This window comes from Oligella sp. HMSC09E12 (assembly GCF_001808505.1).
Lineage (GTDB): Bacteria > Pseudomonadota > Gammaproteobacteria > Burkholderiales > Burkholderiaceae_B > Oligella > Oligella urethralis.
Genome location: NZ_KV793572.1, coordinates 33,294 through 49,213, shown reverse-complemented (window position 1 = coordinate 49,213; position 15,920 = coordinate 33,294). Strand labels below are relative to the sequence as shown.

17 protein-coding genes are annotated in these 15,920 nt (G+C 46.4%); 10 read left to right on the top strand and 7 right to left on the bottom strand.

Going from position 1 to position 15,920, the window contains the following annotated elements:
- The first annotated feature begins 1 nt into the window (after position 1).
- From HMPREF3179_RS05280 to HMPREF3179_RS05235, 10 genes are all read left to right on the top strand, one after another.
- Positions 2–424: a ComEA family DNA-binding protein gene (locus HMPREF3179_RS05280; RefSeq protein WP_070469935.1), complete on the top strand. Its 423-nt coding sequence runs from the start codon at positions 2–4 to the stop codon at positions 422–424.
- A 149-nt stretch (positions 425–573) separates the two neighbouring features.
- The gene (cysM, locus tag HMPREF3179_RS05275) at positions 574–1,491 is read left to right on the top strand and encodes a cysteine synthase CysM (protein ID WP_070469934.1); all 918 of its coding nucleotides are present in this window, start codon (positions 574–576) and stop codon (positions 1,489–1,491) included.
- A 17-nt stretch (positions 1,492–1,508) separates the two neighbouring features.
- Entirely contained in the window at positions 1,509–2,501 is a 993-nt protein-coding gene (locus tag HMPREF3179_RS05270; RefSeq protein WP_070469933.1) for a P-type ATPase actuator domain-containing protein, read from the top strand.
- Positions 2,502–2,560: 59 nt separating this feature from the next.
- On the top strand, positions 2,561–2,746 hold the full coding sequence (gene ccoS, locus HMPREF3179_RS05265; RefSeq protein ID WP_018026123.1) for a cbb3-type cytochrome oxidase assembly protein CcoS: 186 nt from the start codon (positions 2,561–2,563) through the stop codon (positions 2,744–2,746).
- A 304-nt stretch (positions 2,747–3,050) separates the two neighbouring features.
- Positions 3,051–4,520 (top strand): cytochrome-c oxidase, cbb3-type subunit I, encoded by a 1,470-nt coding sequence (ccoN, locus tag HMPREF3179_RS05260; RefSeq protein WP_018026122.1) that lies wholly within the window; start codon positions 3,051–3,053, stop codon positions 4,518–4,520.
- Between the two features lie 23 nt (positions 4,521–4,543).
- On the top strand, positions 4,544–5,227 hold the full coding sequence (ccoO, locus tag HMPREF3179_RS05255; protein ID WP_070469932.1) for a cytochrome-c oxidase, cbb3-type subunit II: 684 nt from the start codon (positions 4,544–4,546) through the stop codon (positions 5,225–5,227).
- Positions 5,228–5,244: 17 nt separating this feature from the next.
- On the top strand, positions 5,245–5,430 hold the full coding sequence (locus HMPREF3179_RS05250) for a CcoQ/FixQ family Cbb3-type cytochrome c oxidase assembly chaperone (protein WP_018026120.1): 186 nt from the start codon (positions 5,245–5,247) through the stop codon (positions 5,428–5,430).
- A complete protein-coding gene (gene ccoP, locus HMPREF3179_RS05245; protein ID WP_070469931.1) occupies positions 5,423–6,343 on the top strand; it encodes a cytochrome-c oxidase, cbb3-type subunit III in 921 nt (306 codons plus the stop codon). The genes HMPREF3179_RS05250 and ccoP overlap by 8 nt, the downstream gene beginning before the upstream one ends.
- A gap of 114 nt (positions 6,344–6,457) precedes the next feature.
- Positions 6,458–8,023 carry a cytochrome c oxidase accessory protein CcoG gene (gene ccoG / locus HMPREF3179_RS05240; RefSeq protein ID WP_070469930.1) on the top strand — a complete coding sequence of 522 codons (1,566 nt, stop codon included), beginning with the start codon at positions 6,458–6,460 and terminating at the stop codon, positions 8,021–8,023.
- 13 nt (positions 8,024–8,036) lie between these two features.
- Positions 8,037–8,327, top strand: a complete 291-nt coding sequence (locus HMPREF3179_RS05235; protein ID WP_065420995.1) for a FixH family protein — start codon at positions 8,037–8,039, stop codon at positions 8,325–8,327.
- A 74-nt stretch (positions 8,328–8,401) separates the two neighbouring features.
- On the opposite strand, the gene fnr is transcribed toward HMPREF3179_RS05235, so the two are convergent.
- From fnr to HMPREF3179_RS05200, 7 genes are all read right to left on the bottom strand, one after another.
- The gene (gene fnr, locus HMPREF3179_RS05230) at positions 8,402–9,130 is read right to left on the bottom strand and encodes a fumarate/nitrate reduction transcriptional regulator Fnr (protein WP_070469929.1); all 729 of its coding nucleotides are present in this window, start codon (positions 9,128–9,130) and stop codon (positions 8,402–8,404) included.
- 245 nt (positions 9,131–9,375) lie between these two features.
- The gene (locus tag HMPREF3179_RS05225; RefSeq protein WP_070469928.1) at positions 9,376–10,413 is read right to left on the bottom strand and encodes a TadE/TadG family type IV pilus assembly protein; all 1,038 of its coding nucleotides are present in this window, start codon (positions 10,411–10,413) and stop codon (positions 9,376–9,378) included.
- Positions 10,414–10,636: 223 nt separating this feature from the next.
- The gene (locus tag HMPREF3179_RS05220) at positions 10,637–11,560 is read right to left on the bottom strand and encodes an Hsp33 family molecular chaperone HslO (RefSeq protein WP_070469927.1); all 924 of its coding nucleotides are present in this window, start codon (positions 11,558–11,560) and stop codon (positions 10,637–10,639) included.
- 136 nt (positions 11,561–11,696) lie between these two features.
- On the bottom strand, positions 11,697–12,218 hold the full coding sequence (locus HMPREF3179_RS05215; protein ID WP_070469926.1) for a gamma carbonic anhydrase family protein: 522 nt from the start codon (positions 12,216–12,218) through the stop codon (positions 11,697–11,699).
- A 26-nt stretch (positions 12,219–12,244) separates the two neighbouring features.
- Positions 12,245–13,606, bottom strand: coding sequence for an AMP-binding protein (locus HMPREF3179_RS05210; RefSeq protein ID WP_070469925.1), 1,362 nt, complete (start codon positions 13,604–13,606; stop codon positions 12,245–12,247).
- Positions 13,607–13,707: 101 nt separating this feature from the next.
- Positions 13,708–14,247, bottom strand: a complete 540-nt coding sequence (locus HMPREF3179_RS05205) for an RDD family protein (RefSeq protein ID WP_083290698.1) — start codon at positions 14,245–14,247, stop codon at positions 13,708–13,710.
- 15 nt (positions 14,248–14,262) lie between these two features.
- Positions 14,263–15,909 (bottom strand): THUMP domain-containing class I SAM-dependent RNA methyltransferase, encoded by a 1,647-nt coding sequence (locus tag HMPREF3179_RS05200; protein WP_070469924.1) that lies wholly within the window; start codon positions 15,907–15,909, stop codon positions 14,263–14,265.
- Positions 15,910–15,920: the final 11 nt, after the last annotated feature.

Below are 15,920 nucleotides of genomic sequence, written 5' to 3'. Positions count from 1 at the left end.
TATGTGTAGCAGATTATCTTTTTTGGGAGTGCTTATTAGTGTTTTTCTTATTGGCGCGTCAGTGGCCTTTGCCCAAACGGTGAATGTCAATACCGCGACCAAGACAGAATTACAAAGTATTAAGGGAATTGGTGAAAAAACAGCGACGCGAATTATTGAGGAGAGGGAGCGTGCTGGTGCGTTTGAGTCGCTTGAGGACTTTGCCCTGCGGGTTAAGGGCTTAGGTCAAAAGCGAGCCGCTAAGCTGGTGGAAGCCGGATTGATTATTGCTCATGGGGAAACCTCAGGGCAGCCAAAGCCATCCTTGTTATCCTGCGCCACCCTGAAATCGCAGGTAGCACAGGAAGTGGTGGCGGTCAAAAAGCGTGTGCAAGGTAGGTCCTCATCCGTCAGCGCAGAACCTTATTGGGTCAAGCCAAAGTAGTCGCTTGTATGCCACTGCTAAGGACGCTGGGCATGGCGTGCGCTAGCTGATAGCAAACTTTAGCAGCAGAAGCTGGCTTAAGTGTTAAAATGATTACTTGTAATTGCATATAGCTTGCTTTTTGTTAACTATTTCGGTGCCTTAAGTCTATGTCTGAAAAATCAGTTCATTATCCCACCATTGACCAAGTGGTAGGTAATACCCCCTTAGTTCGTTTACAGCGCTTGCCGCAGCAATTCGGCGTGTCGGATCAGGTCGTGATATTAGCTAAGCTAGAGGGTAATAATCCCGCCGGTTCGGTTAAGGATCGCCCCGCACTTAAGATGATCGCCGAGGCTGAGGCACGGGGTCAAATTAAACCAGGTGATACCTTAATTGAGGCCACCAGTGGTAATACCGGCATTGCGTTGGCCATGGCAGCCGCGATTCGTGGTTATAAAATGATTTTAATCATGCCGGATAATTTATCGCTTGAGCGTAGGGCTTCAATGAAGGCTTATGGTGCTGAATTAATCCTGACTGAGGCGGCTAAAGGTGGTATGGGGTATGCACGTGACTTAGCTGAGCAGATGCAAAGCGAGGGCAAGGGGCTGATTCTCAATCAGTTTAGTAATCCTGATAATCCTTCAGCTCACTATACGTCAACCGGTCCTGAAATTTGGCAGCAAACGCAGGGTCAAATTACCCACTTTGTGAGTGCCATGGGTACCACCGGTACCATGATGGGCACCGGCAAGTATTTAAAGGAACAAAATCCATCCATCCAATTAATCGGTGCGCAACCAGCGCCCGGTGCTTCGATTCCTGGTATCCGTAAGTGGGCGCCGGAGTATCAGCCAGCGATCTTTAAGCCTGAGATGATTGATGTTTTTGAACCGATTGAGCAGGCCGAGGCTGAGCAAATGGCGCGGGATTTAGCAGCGCGCGAGGGTATTTTTGGTGGTATTTCCTCTGCTGGTGCGCTAGTCGCAGCGATTCGCACAGCTAAGCGCCTGACCAGTGGTACAGTGGTGTTCATCGTGTGTGATCGAGGTGACCGCTATCTGTCCGATGGTATTTTTAATTAGGTTTTAGACGACGACTAATGAAAGCGGTTTCAATTTTTGCCATACCAAAGGATCTGCCAGCGGCTGAGCGTTTAGAGCGTCGCCGCATGGTGGTGCGTTTAGGCTTGTCGTGGTTGATTATGATGCAGGTGATGATGTTTGCTGCGCCTGGCTACTTCAAGCATCAGTACATGGGCACGGATATTCAAGAGTCGCTTGAGGTTGCTCTGGTATTATTAAATTGGATCGGCTTGTTGCTGACTATTCCGGTACTTTTTTATTGTGCAGTACCCATCTGGAAGGGACTCTTTGCTGCCGATAGTGAGTTTGCGCATCGCCATAGCATGGTCAATATGAATTTACCCGTGGCGTTGGGAATTGCCGTGGCCTTTTTTCCTAGCGTGCATACCACCATTTATCATCAGGGTGAGGTGTATTACGATTCTATCGTAATGTTTATTGCCTTTTTGTTGACGGCACGTTATTTAGAGTATATTGCCGTGCAGTCATCATATATCGCTGGTGAGCACCATGTGCTCGACAGAATTAAGCAGTGTCGTGATGAGGACATGGCGCATGCGGATCGTTATGCCTTTTACTTTGTGATGATACAGATAGCCCTGGCGGTGGTCAGTGGTTTAGTGTGGTATTTTTATATTGATCCGGCTCATGCCCTAGCAGTGACGGTTTCACTGTTTGTGATGAGTTGCCCCTGTGCAATGGCTATGTCGGTGCCGTCTTGCTACGCCGCTGCCCGTACTGTGTTAATTAATGCCGCTGCCGCATCACAAGTTGATGAGGCCTTGCTTGAGTCAATCTTACAGAGAACACGTCACACTGCACGTTTTTGTTTAACTGTCTCCATTGTTTTTCATCTGTTGATGACGCCACTGGCAATGATTGGTTTGGTGTCGCCGTGGTTAGCTGCCATTATTATGTTTATCTCCTCCATGTGGGTTGGTCTCATGGGCTGGCGCTTATATAAGCGCTTTCGCTCTGAGCCGGAAGCAAGAAACGCAGTAATGCAGTAGAGATGATGAGAACCATCAATACGTATGCTAGGACTTAAGATAGCTGGAAGCGATTCAGTATGAAAATCTATTTAATTCTCGGTAGCCTAACGATTGTATTTATTGGCTTCATCAGTTTCTTTTTATATTGGGCGGTATTTAAGGGCCAATATGATGATATTGATGAAAAGGGTGATTCCATTCTTTATGATGATGATAGTACGAGTCATCTAAATGGCGATCAGCATAAAATAAGTCATCGCTGATGGTTCAATGTCATCCTGCTAGCGCACACCCTAAGCTTTCTTAAAATCATTGAGTAGCGGAATAATCATAAAAAGTTCCACAGAATAGGGTAATATCTGCACTTCAACTTTGATTTACATCAGAACAAGGTTTTTAGTTAATACATAATGCTTAGCTTTTGTAGTAAAATGTTATAACTTGGGACTGGGTTTTGTTACAACTAGCTTAGTTTCTTTCTTATTAACCCATACTATAAAGCGCTTCTTCCGCAATCAAGCTTTACTAGTATTAATAAGTTTTTTGTTTACAAAGAGGGTAGGTACTATGAGTACTCAAAATGTGATTGGGTCGGAAACCTTTAACTATAAGATAGTCCGACAGTTCTCGATCGCGACAGTTATCTGGGGTGTGCTCGGCATGGCAATGGGTGTATTTATTGCTAGCCAGCTAGTGTTCCCGGAGCTGAGCTTTAACGAGTTTTTTGGATATGGGCGTTTACGTCCAGTTCATACAAACTTGGTGATTTTCGGTTTTGGTGGTAGTGCATTATTTGCAACCTCATACTATGTGGTACAACGTACCTGTCATACCACGCTGTTTGCCCCGTGGTTAGCCAGCTTTACCTTTTATGGCTGGATGATTATTTGGGCTGCAGCTGCGGTTTCCTTTTCGATGGGTTACACCTCATCCAAGGAGTATGCTGAGACCGAGTGGGTACTTGATATCCTAATTACCTTGGTTTGGGTGGCTTATGCAATCGTATTCTTCGGTACTGTTGCTAAGCGTCGCACTAAGCATATTTATGTGGCAAACTGGTTCTATGGTGCATATATTATTACCATTGCTATGTTGCACATCTTTAATAACCTGCAAGTGCCTTGGAGTTTATTCAAATCATACTCTTACTATGCTGGCGTACAGGATGCGATGGCACAGTGGTGGTATGGTCATAACGCAGTAGGCTTTTTCTTAACGACCAGTTTCTTGGGTATGATGTACTACTTCGTGCCTAAACAAGCCGAGCGTCCGATTTATTCTTATCGTTTATCCATTGTTCACTTCTGGGCCTTGATCTTTACTTATATGTGGGCAGGTCCTCACCATTTGCTATACACTTCACTACCTGACTGGACTCAAAGTTTAGGTATGTTATTCTCCTTAATCTTATTAGCGCCATCTTGGGGCGGTATGATTAACGGTATTATGACCTTGTCCGGTGCATGGCATAAGCTTAGAACCGATCCTATCTTGAAATTCCTAGTGGTTTCATTGTCTTTCTACGGTATGTCTACCTTCGAAGGCTCAATGATGGCTATTCGTACGGTTAACTCCCTATCTCACTATACTGAGTGGACGGTTGCACACGTACACTCCGGTGCTTTAGGTTGGGTTGCGATGATTTCTTTCGGTTCTATCTACTACATGATTCCTCGTTTATGGGGCCGTGATCAGATGTACAAAAAATCATTAGTCGAATTACACTTCTGGTTAGCTACTATTGGTATTGTGTTATACATTGCCTCTATGTGGATTGCCGGTGTGATGGAAGGCTTGATGTGGCGTTCTATTGAAGCTGACGGTACCTTAACTTACAGCTTTGTACAGGCACTCGCTTCGAAGAAAATCTTATTAATTATGCGTCTAATCGGTGGTGGTTTATTCTTAACCGGTATTGTGATTATGCTTTTCAATACCTTAGCTACGGTTATCGGTCGCACTGGTGTTAACCCACCGGTACCTGCGCCATCTCATGGTAAGCCGGCACCTGTTGTGGCTGCTGAAGCAAATGCATAATTTGAAGATAAAGGGTTTTAAAAATGTCTGATGATAAAAAAGTTAAATTTTTCTCTCACGGGATGATTGAGAGAAATCTACCGATGTTGATGGTGTTGACCCTTATCACGGTAGGTGTTTCAGGACTTGTGCAAATTGTTCCATTGTTCCATCAACACTCAACTACCCAGCCTTCAGCGGGTGTTAAGCCGCATCAACCACTAGAGTTGATCGGTCGTGATATCTATATTAAAGAGGGCTGTGTGGGCTGTCATAGTCAGCAGATTCGTCTGTTAAACTCTGACGTGCAGCGTTACGGTCCATACTCTGAAGCCGGTGAGACGGTGTACGACTATCCTTTCTTATGGGGTTCTCGCCGTATGGGGCCAGACTTGGCTCGTGTGGGTGGTCGTTACTCGGACGAATGGCATCGCGTGCATTTACGTAATCCACGTGATTTGGTTGCTGAGTCTAATATGCCTGCTTATACTTGGTTGCAGCATAAGAGTGTCGAGGGTTTTGATGTACAAGCCCGGATGCGTGCGCTTAACTGGCTAGGTGAGCATCATGACGGTAAGCCTATGTACACTGAAGAAGAAATCGAGAAGGCACCAGCAGCCCTAGTCGGTAAGACTGAAGAGGATGCCGTGGTGGCTTTTCTTCAGAGTCTTGGTGTTGGCTATATGAACGCATGGCGCCAACGTGATACAACAGCTGAAGCGAAGTAATTAGAGGGAGCTAAACTATGTGGGGTGCGCTTAACGGTATTGCAACCTTTTTGGCAATTGTTGTTTTCCTCGGTATTGTGTGGTGGGCTTTTTCCAAGCAACGCCGCAAGGATAACGAGGAAGCGGCCCTACTGCCGTTTAGTCTAGAGGACGAAAAAAATTTAAGCGCTGATAGTGAGCGCAAGGACAAGGATCATGAGTGATTTTGTTAATAGTGGCTGGGCGTTATGGGTCGCAGTCGTCTCAATCTTGGGGGTAGTCTTTGTACTTTGGCTTTTATGGACTCAACGTTCTTGGCTAGGTCAAAAAACGGTTGTAACTGAGGATACGGGTCACGAGTGGGACGGTATTCGAGAGTTGAACCATCCGCTACCTCGTTGGTGGATTATTATGTATCTCGGTCTAACCGTGATTGGTGTGGGCATTATGGTACTTTACCCAGCGGTAGGTTCATGGAGTGGCCTTAGAAACTGGCAAGCGGCGCATGAGGTAGAGCAGGGTCAGGAGCAATTACGCGAAAGTATTGCACCAGTATATGCTCGCTTTAAGGATATGAGCGTAGAGGAACTAGCCAAGGATCCCGAGGCCCGTATTATTGGTGAGCGTTTATTCCTCAATACCTGTGCTCAGTGCCATGGCTCTGACGCTAGAGGTGCAACTGACTTCCCTAATTTAACTGATAATGACTGGTTAGGTGCTGGTACACCAGAATACATTCATGGTGTGATCACTGACGGTCGCGTTGGTTTAATGGCGCCATTAGGTGCGGCCTTGGGTGCCACTGCGGGTGAACAAACAGAAAATGCCAATGCCATTGCGCATTATGTGCGTTCACTTTCTGGTCTTAATGCTGACGCTACCCTCATTGCTAAGGGTAAACAGCAATATGATAAGGTTTGTGTGGCATGTCACGGTGTCGATGCTACAGGCAATCCATTACTAGGTGCGCCTAACTTAACCGATGATATTTGGTTAGGTAGCTCTTCACACCAGACCATTGTTAAAACGATTATGGAAGGTCGTACTAACATTATGCCTCCACAAAAGCACTACTTAACACCTGAGCAAATTGATGTGTTAACTGCTTATGTTTGGGGTTTATCAAATAACGAGTAATTTTATTCGTATTTTTATATCCTAAACTTCACCTGTATTTCAGCCCAATTGTTCGCAAGGATAATTGGGCTGTATAATATCTAGATATATATAAATCAATTGACGTGGTAAATTATGAGCGAAGATAAATCTCAAAAGCCATCAGAGCAGCCCCAAGCGGTGCCTGAGTGGCAGCCTCAAGCAGCAGAAAGTCATAGTCAGCACGCAGCAAATGCTAAATCCAAGGCCCAGCACAAGCCAAAGACTGCGGTGGTTGGTCATATCCCCTCTAATCTGGACGGTGATGAGGTTGAGTTCGTTGACTTGACGCAAAAAATTTATATGCGTTCAGTAAAGGGGCGTTTTAATAATTGGCGTATTGCCTTAATCTGGTTTACCCAGGTGTTATTCTACGGCTTACCTTGGATCAACTGGGACGGTCGCCAAAGCGTGTTATTTGATTTGGTCGAGCGTAAGTTTTATTTATTTGGTCTTGTCCTATGGCCTCAAGATGTCTTCTATCTGGCCATTATTTTGATCGTTTCGGCCTATGGGCTGTTTCTCTTTACTGCGATTGCCGGCCGTTTATTCTGTGGTTACGCCTGTCCGCAGACCGTCTACACGGAGATCTTTATGTATATAGAGAAGTGGGTAGAGGGTGATCGAGTTCAGCGTATGCGCTTAGATGAAGCACCGATGAGCGCACGCAAGTTTAGAATCAAGGCGACTAAGCATATTTTATGGGTCTTAGTTGGTTTTTGGACGGGCTTTACCTTTGTTGCGTATTTCTCACCGATTCGTGAGTTATTTCCGAACTTATTAAAACTAGATCTTGGTTTTTGGGAGTGGTTCTGGATTTTCCTCTATGGTGGTTTCTGTTGGTTAGCCGCTGGTTTCTTGCGCGAAAACGTCTGTCGTTATATGTGTCCTTATGCGCGCTTCCAGAGTGTGATGGTCGATGCGGACACAATGATCGTAACCTATGATCAGAAGCGCGGTGAGCCACGCGGTAAACGCTCCAAAAAGGCGGATCTTGAGGCTTTAGGTTTAGGTGACTGTATTGACTGTACACTCTGTGTACAGGTCTGTCCTACCGGTATTGATATTCGCAATGGTCTACAGTATATGTGTATTGGCTGTGGCGCCTGTATTGACGCCTGTGATGATGTGATGGATAAAATGAATTATCCTCGCGGCTTAATTCGTTATACCTCTGAAAACAGCATCAAGATGGGACTGACTAAGAAGGAAGAGCGTAAGCGTTTATTTAAACCACGTACCTTAGTGTATTTGACCTTGTTAGTTATTTTTATTACTAGCATTGTGACCTCCTTAGCCCTACGTAACGAGTTGCGCTTCGATGTGGTGCGTGACCGTAATTCATTAGGTCGAGAGGTGCCAGGTGGTTACTATGAAAACGTTTACCGCGTTCTATTAGTCAATATGAGTTCCGAGACCCGTGAGTTTAGGATCGATGCTGTTTCTCCTGCCCTGTCACAACTGGATGTCAATCTTGAGAATAGTGGCTCTAATACGATCGTTGTTTCACCTCGTACCAACCAATGGATTCCACTGATTGTGCGTGCTCCAGTAGAGGGTAGTGCGGTAGGTCGCTATGATATGGACTTCCATGTGCGTAGTATTGATGAGGGCAAGCAGCTCAAAATCGATAAATCCAGCAGTTTCTTTGTACCCGAATAATTGAGGTTTTATTATGTCTTCAAAAGGATTAAATCAAGTAGGCGCGATTGAGCCTCAAGTAAGTAAACCATGGTACAAGGAGCGTTGGCCATGGTTCCTGATGGCAGGACCAGCGATTGTTGTTGTGGCGTGTATTATTACGATTTATTTAGCCTTTACTCAGGATAGGGATATCCCTTTGGTGAATAAGCAAAACCGCCAGGGTTTAAAGATTGATCGTAGTGCCGATGCTGAGGCACCACGCTTTCTGCCGCCAGTCGATCGTCCAATTCCTGAGCATTTGCGCTCACAGTTTGAAAAATAATACTTCATAGTAAAAGACCATGGCAGCCTGATACTGTCATGGTCTTTTTAAATAAGTGTAATTCACTGTTGATATCAGTGATTCTCTTTCTTTATCAAGGCTTGTAAGCCTGCACGGTCTAATACTCTAATCTCTTTTTGTTCCACCGTGATTAAGCCTTCACGGGCAAAGCGCGACAGCAAGCGACTAACTGTCTCTAAGGTCAAACCTAAATAGACCCCAATTTCCTCACGTGTCATGCGTAGAATAAATTCACTGGATGAATAACCTAAACGAGCTAAGCGATCCACCATATTTAAAATAAAGGCGGCAACGCGTTGATCGGATTTTAGTGAGCCTAAGGGCAAGGCCATATGGTGAGAGCGGTTAATTTCATTACCCATCAGTTGACGTAACTGTGAATTAAGCGCGGGGATGGATTGAGCTAAACGATCTAAATCATCTAAACGAATAACACAGACCTCAGAGTCCTCCATGGCCATAGCGGTAGAGGAGTGCGTTTGGGTGGCAATACCATCAAAGCCAATCAACTCACCAGGTAGTGAAAAACCGGTGATCTGTATGTGACCATTTTCACTTTCTAATTGCGTTTTGAGCGAGCCAGAGCGCACACTATAAATAGCGCTGAAAGAATCACCGGCTTGAAATAAGACTTGATTTTTGGGGATACGGATACGCTCCTTAACCAGCTCTGTTAGTTTTTCCGTCTCCTGTGCATTTAAACCGGCCGGCATACAGAGATGATTACTCATGCACTGACTACAGTGCACCGACTTATCATCAAGAATGATGGTTTTGCTCATACCACTACCTATGAAAATAACTAGTCATCACTAGTTGAATCAACAAGGTTATTATTTTAACAAATTATTTGTTTTTTGATGCAAATCAAAGATATTAAGCTCAGTGTCAGTCTGATACGTGAGTATTTGATTTTTTTACTTGAATCATCGTGCATCAGCAAGTGGCATGCTTCAGCGTGAAATTGACAGAACGATGCTAATCGTTAGCTTAGGCTTGATGCGCATGCGTTATGCTGTCGTAGCAATTAAACGCAGCATAGACTAGTGCCGCAAAGCGGATCATCAAGCTGACTGCTACCGCTGCCGGAGCTATCGCCGAGCATGGCTGAGTTATCACTTGGCTTGATTGAGCTGTCCTCCGTTGCCACTTGTCCGCCACCAGGAGCTTGATAATCGGGCCGCTCAGGATAGCTACCGTGAGCGCCTCCGCTGCTGTTTGGCGCGCTAGCAGCTGTTGCGCCAGACGCCTTTTGGCTAGAGGATAATGGACACCAAATACCGTTACAGTTGCTGATTGGCTGCAAGCTATCCGTTGTGGCACGAATTAAGCGCTCATTGTCAGCCAGCTGATGCTGCCAAATCACCTTGGCGTCTGGACTATTAGGCCATAGTACGGGGTGTGACTGCATGCCGATATGAGCGCTTAGCGCCATTGCCAAATAACCAGCATCTTGATAGCTTTGCTGAAGTGCTGAATCACTACGCTGGAGTAACTTCATCAGGGTAGCGACACCTGGCACGAGGGGCTTATAGGGATAGATGAGATCCACGCTGAGAATATTGGCTTCAAAAATACTTTCTTGGGAGTTAAGACCGCGTGGTTTGGCTTGATGTTGCTCGGCTTGGTAATTATTATTAATGGCGGCAAAACCAGTGCTACGCGCAATAGGCAAGTCGGCCTGACTGAAATCCTTAAAATGTGCAGTGGTGGGTGAGGTAATGGTGATGCGCCAGGGCGAGGTGCCGCTGTTGCGACTCACTTCGGCTAAGTAATCATCGCGACGAGCCTCAATACTGGCGTGACGACCTGCTGGTGCAAATAAGGGCTTTAAAGCCTCCTCAAAGCTAGCAATGATCCGCTCCGGTTTGGCATGCGATACCGCCGCAACCCGTTGTGCTTCAAGTAGCGCAAGCCGTACATGCTGCTTATGCATATACCAGCGAGTTGTTTCAGTGGCACCTAATCCCAGTAGCAGCACGGGTACGGCTGTGACTAAAAATTCAATCACGGCAACACCTTGCTGAGAGCGGAGCGTGGAGGAGGTTAAGGCATATTTTTTCATAAAAAAAGTATGCCTTAATCGATGTGCAGCAACAATACACAAGACTACGTATTATGTGCTTCGCACGATGTGCCATCGCGCTTTTATGGCTAATTGAACAAAAGCGGCGAGGGCAGGCGTTGGCTTCATAGGACCTCACTCAAAGCCTAGCCGCCCTACTCGTCCTGTGGTGCTGGAGCAATTCTGCGAGCACCGCCTAGAAGGGATAAAATGCCTTGATGACTTAATGCGTGGTAGGACTGCTGTGTGCCGCTAATTTATCTTTATCAATAAAGAGCTGAGCGCATTCAATGGCATCAAAGTGATAGGGCTTGCCACAGTAATCGCAGTTCACGTCAACTGCACTGCGCTCTTCTAAAATCGACTCGACCTCAGCAATCCCTAGCATATGAAGCATATCGGCTACCTTTTGTCTGCTGCAACTACAGTACCATTGGATGGGCTGGTCAGCATCCGTTTTGATCAGTTGATCTTCCCAGAATAAGCGATGCACTAATTCATCCTCGTCAAGCATTAATTGCTCTTGGCTGCTGACGGTCTGCATAAAATGACCTGCTTTTTCCCAGTTTTCCGCCGCCTTTTCTTTATCAATACTGATGCCACCACTACTAGCTAAGCGCTGTAATAGGATGCCGCTAGCTTTGTTATCATCGGCAGCAAGGCGTATATAGGTTTCTAATTGCTCGGAGCTACGCATGTAGTTTTCCAAGACTTCGGCAACGCTATTACCCTGTAAATCGACAATGCCTTGATAAGCTTGTTGACCCTCTTGGCGGTCTTTAAGATCTAAAATTACCACAAAACGACCACTACGATTAGGGTTCAGTAATTCTTGAAAAGTGGCATTTTCTTTAATGGCATATTCTTGACGCAACTTGACCGTCGCTCGTAAACGCAAATCGGAGCCGCATTCAACCACAATCAGTGCAATCGGACCATCGCCCTGCAGTTGCAATACCAGGCTACCTTCAAACTTAATATTTGAAGCTAATAAAACTGCTGCGGCACAAAGCTCACCTAAGAGCTTTTCAATCACCTTAGGGTGTTGTTGATGCTGACGAGCATCTTGCCAAGTCTGTTGAAGATTGGCGGTTTGAATACGCAAACTGCGATCGGCAAATAGATACTTTTTTAATAAATCACTCATAGAATAGGGCTAATGCTGTATAGCGAAAAACGGATAGATACAATACGCTTATAAAAGGGCTAAAAGCACTATATGTGGCTATCGTGCTTTTTTTCAAGGGCAAGGGAATGGCTGGGACTGTGTGTTAGAGGCTGCTCTAATCAATGCGTTTCAACTTTTCACGATAGTTATTGCCTTGCTCTACATAATGACGCGTACCCTCGTGACTACGCGCCAGATCCTCTGCAGTGACCTCGCGCACAATCTTGGCTACGCCAACGACAACCGAATTATCCGAGATGATTTTACCCTCAGGAATCAAGGCACCGGCGCCGATAATACAGTTTTTGCCGATAACCGCATGATTTAAAATCGTCGCACTCATGCCAATGAGACTACCGTCACCGATGGTACAGCCATGCAGCATCACCTTATGACCTACGGTGACGTTTTTGCCAATATAGAGTGGGGTGCCGCGATCAATATGCAGCACTGACCCTTCTTGCACATTGGAGTTCTCATCAATAATGATGCTGTCATTATCAGCCCGGATCACTACCCCTGGCCAAATGCTGACATTCGCCTTGAGCGTCACTTGACCGATTAAAATCGCTCCCTCAAACACAAAGGCACTGGGATCAATGCTTGGTCTAAGATCGCCTAATTCATAGATGGCCATTTGCTCTCCTCAGTGAAATAGAATGGCTACACTCTAAAAATATAGCCGTCTTCGTCTTGGTAAGCGGCAATGCCGGTGCTATACCAGCCGTCTACTGTCTCAATTTCGTGAATTTGCGCTTGTTGCCAATAATGCGTGGCAAGACCGGGATCATCGTGGCCATGATAATCAATCGCAGCGACCGCTAATACTCCCTTGGTCCCGACGGCAACCGGCATCCCCTCATCATCAATGATACTGAAGCGACGACCGGGGTAGATATGGCCCATGCTGTTTTCACGATCAGGCCATTTTTCGGCACTGTCGCCTGCCAGATAAACAAAAGCCACATCCGAGTAGATACCATTCAGCGTGGCATTAAAACGCCGCTTAACCCACGCATTTAAGCTTGTGGTTTTTTCATGATCGGGAATGGCAATGCAGCGAATGGCTAAATCAAAGGCAGGCAAGGTCTCATCATAATCACGAATGCGCTCTAATTCCTCCGCTGTGGTGAGGATATTAGTCACTTGATAATGCTCTAGTAGGGTAAAGAGACGGGGTATGGTGCGACCGCTAGGGCAACCCACAATCGAATGGCCGAAGTATAAGGCGGGCAATAAGGCATTGATTAGGCCGAGGCCGCTATTCCAATCATAGGAGGACCAGAAAATATCATTTTCCTGAGGGAACCAGTTTTGTGAAGCAACAAAGCCGGGCAGTGCACCGATTAAGGTGCGATGACTTAAGATGGTGGCTTTGAGATTTGGATCAAAGGGAATCTCGTGCTTGATCTTACGATCCAAAGGCTCCGGACTGGGTTCGGGTTGGGGATAGACCATCATGGCTGGGCTATCGGCAAGTGTATTAATCCGATTGAATTGGCTCGGCTGACGTGCTAATAAGGTCTCAAGCGAAATCAGACGATCGTCCTCGGTGTCGACGCCGATAATTTGCTTAACCAGGGTGTGATTATCCAAGGACGCCATAAAGGGTGCCAAGGTATGCTTATCGATAATGGCTACTTTAGCCTGACTATCGATGACACGAGGGGCGTATTGATAGCTACTTAAGCCAGCAGTTAACGGAACCGCAATCGCTCCGACAGTGAAGGCAGCAAGCACCGCTACCGCACTATCAGCAGAATGCTGTAAGCTGATAATAATTCGGTCTTGGGGCTGCACACCCATGCGCACTAAGCCATTGGCTAATTTATTGACACGCTCGGAAAGTTGACGATAGGAATACATCGTCAATTGACCCACTTGGTCTTCAAAGTAAATGGCAGCTTGATGACGCACTTCTTGGGGGTTAATAGCCCAACGGTGGCAACAGTAATCGGCAATATTGAATTGCTCAGGCACCAACCATCGGTACGACTGGTATAGGTCTTGATGTTGATCAGTCATGGTATAAGAAGTGAAGTAAATGCGATAAAAAGCCTACGAAATACACAGATTTTTGCAATATTACTTCTAATTTTAACATTTTTAGAATTTTTAGCTAGTAGCTATTTTTTATTATTTATCAGCTCAGTGCCGACCAAGACGTCGTGTAACATTTGACGATCCCGGCGAAAGAGGGTCGGCACTAAGTTTAAAAAGGGGCAGAAAATAATAAATATGCTAATCGAATTCCAACCCACCGCCAGCGCGATCTGTTGCACTATAAAGGCCCCGCTTAAGGGTAACACCCACATGAGGACATAACGAGCAATGGCTTGAAGCCAACTAAGGCGTGGCTGTCGTTTATTATGCAGTACAATCCCCCAAGCCTTCATTGCCACCGTTTGCCCACGTCTGAACCAAGAAAGTAAAAAGTATGCGCCGAGTAATAGAAAGAGGGCTAATTGGCGTTGCCACATTAAGCGTTCTGCTTCATGGCTTTGAGTCAGTGTATCGAAAATATAGGCGCCCACAAAAATTAAACCAAAGAGCAACATGCCTTCATACATCATGCTGGCAAAGAGCTTTAAACGTCGAGGATAACGATCGGTTGTTGCGGTCGTAACAGTTACATCAGCGTGTGGACTTAGCTTGTTTTCAGTCATAGGGCTATGCTTAATTTATTGATCGCGAAAACTCTCGCGCACCATCTCAAACACAAACATGCGAGTTTCTAAATTACCATTGTAGAGCGGGATACGGCGTTGCGCTTTGAGGCGTAACTTCTTAGGCAGCTCCAAATCACTGCTAATAATATTGACTCGCCAGCCGTCAAACTGCTGCTTTAAACGGCCAGAAAAAGGCAGCCAAATATCATCTTGACCACTTTCTAGACGCTCCCCATAGGGTGGGTTAGTGATAATCACGCCGCTTGGGCAAGGGGCCTCAATGGTTAATGCATTAGCGACTTGCAACTTAATGGTATTGGGGTTGAGATTTGCTCTTTCCATATTGGCACGTACTGCCTCAATCGCCTCAGGGGAAATGTCCGAGCCATACAATGGTGTATCCAGGCTCGGTTTAATCTGGCTAAAGGCCGCATCTCGTAATTCATGCCACAGCGGTCGGTTGTGATTGCGTAGGCGCATAAACTGAAACGGACGATGCAAACCAGGCGGTACGTTTTGTGCCCACCAAGCGGCCTCAATTAAGATGGTGCCACTACCGCAAAAGGGGTCTAGCAGTGTTTGTCCAGGTTCCCAACCGGAGAGTGCTAACATGCCGGCAGCGAGGTTTTCGCGTAGTGGTGCCGAGCCCTTATCGATGCGCCAACCGCGCTTGAAGAGCGATTCACCGGAGGTGTCTAAATAGAGGGTGGCTTGATTGCGATAGAGAAATAGATGCACCTTGGCATCTGGTCTGACGGTATCAATGGATGGGCGAGCGCCTTCTTTTTCACGAATGCGATCGACAATACCATCTTTTGCTTTTAGGTTGCAAAAGTGTAGGCTTTGCATCGGGCTCCGTATGGCTGAGGTATCCACTCTTAAGGTGTGTTCAGGGCCAAAGAAGTGCTCCCAAGGCGTGCGCAGTGCCAAGGCATAAATATCCTCTTCATGCTGGACTTCTGCTTGCGCTACTTGCAATAAAATGCGGGTGGCTAAACGACTGTATAAATTAGCCTTCATCATACCCAACCAATCGCATTGGAAATAAACGCCAGAGCGGCCTGCGCTAATCTCCTTAAAGCCTAAATGCTGTAGTTCCTTGCTTAATGCTTCTTCTAAACCCTGAGGGCAAGTCGCAAAGGCAGTGGCTACAAGCTCTGGTGACTCGGCTTGATAGTTAATGCCTTGTGGGGCTGGACGACCCGGTCTCGGGTCTAGGTGCGGCGTAGTGGGACGGCTCTCACTAAGCATACGACGCTGGTTACTGACGCCTCGGGCTTCACGGCGGCGCAGCGCTCCTTCAACATCGCTCTTGCGCTGCGGGTTCCATGCGCTGGTGGGCACATCGGCTGGCTGACGCTGGGGGCGATGCGCTTCTTTGGCGGCTGCTTGTTTGGCTAGGCGTTGCTCCGTCATGCCATGTTTTGAAAGACGGTAGGCAAGATTTTTATCCGTTTTTAATTTTTCCGGACTGACGCCAGTGCGTGCGAGGGTGCGCGCAGAAATCTTGCCTTGTCCCTGTTCGTACGCCGCCTGTTCTAAACGACGGGCGCGTGGTCCGGTACGTTGACGAGCCGCTTTACGAGCTGAGGTGGTACCCTTTTTAGCATCGGGATTAAGTGATAGGGTGCTTCTTTTGGAAGAATCATGTGTTGTCATAGGCTAATTTA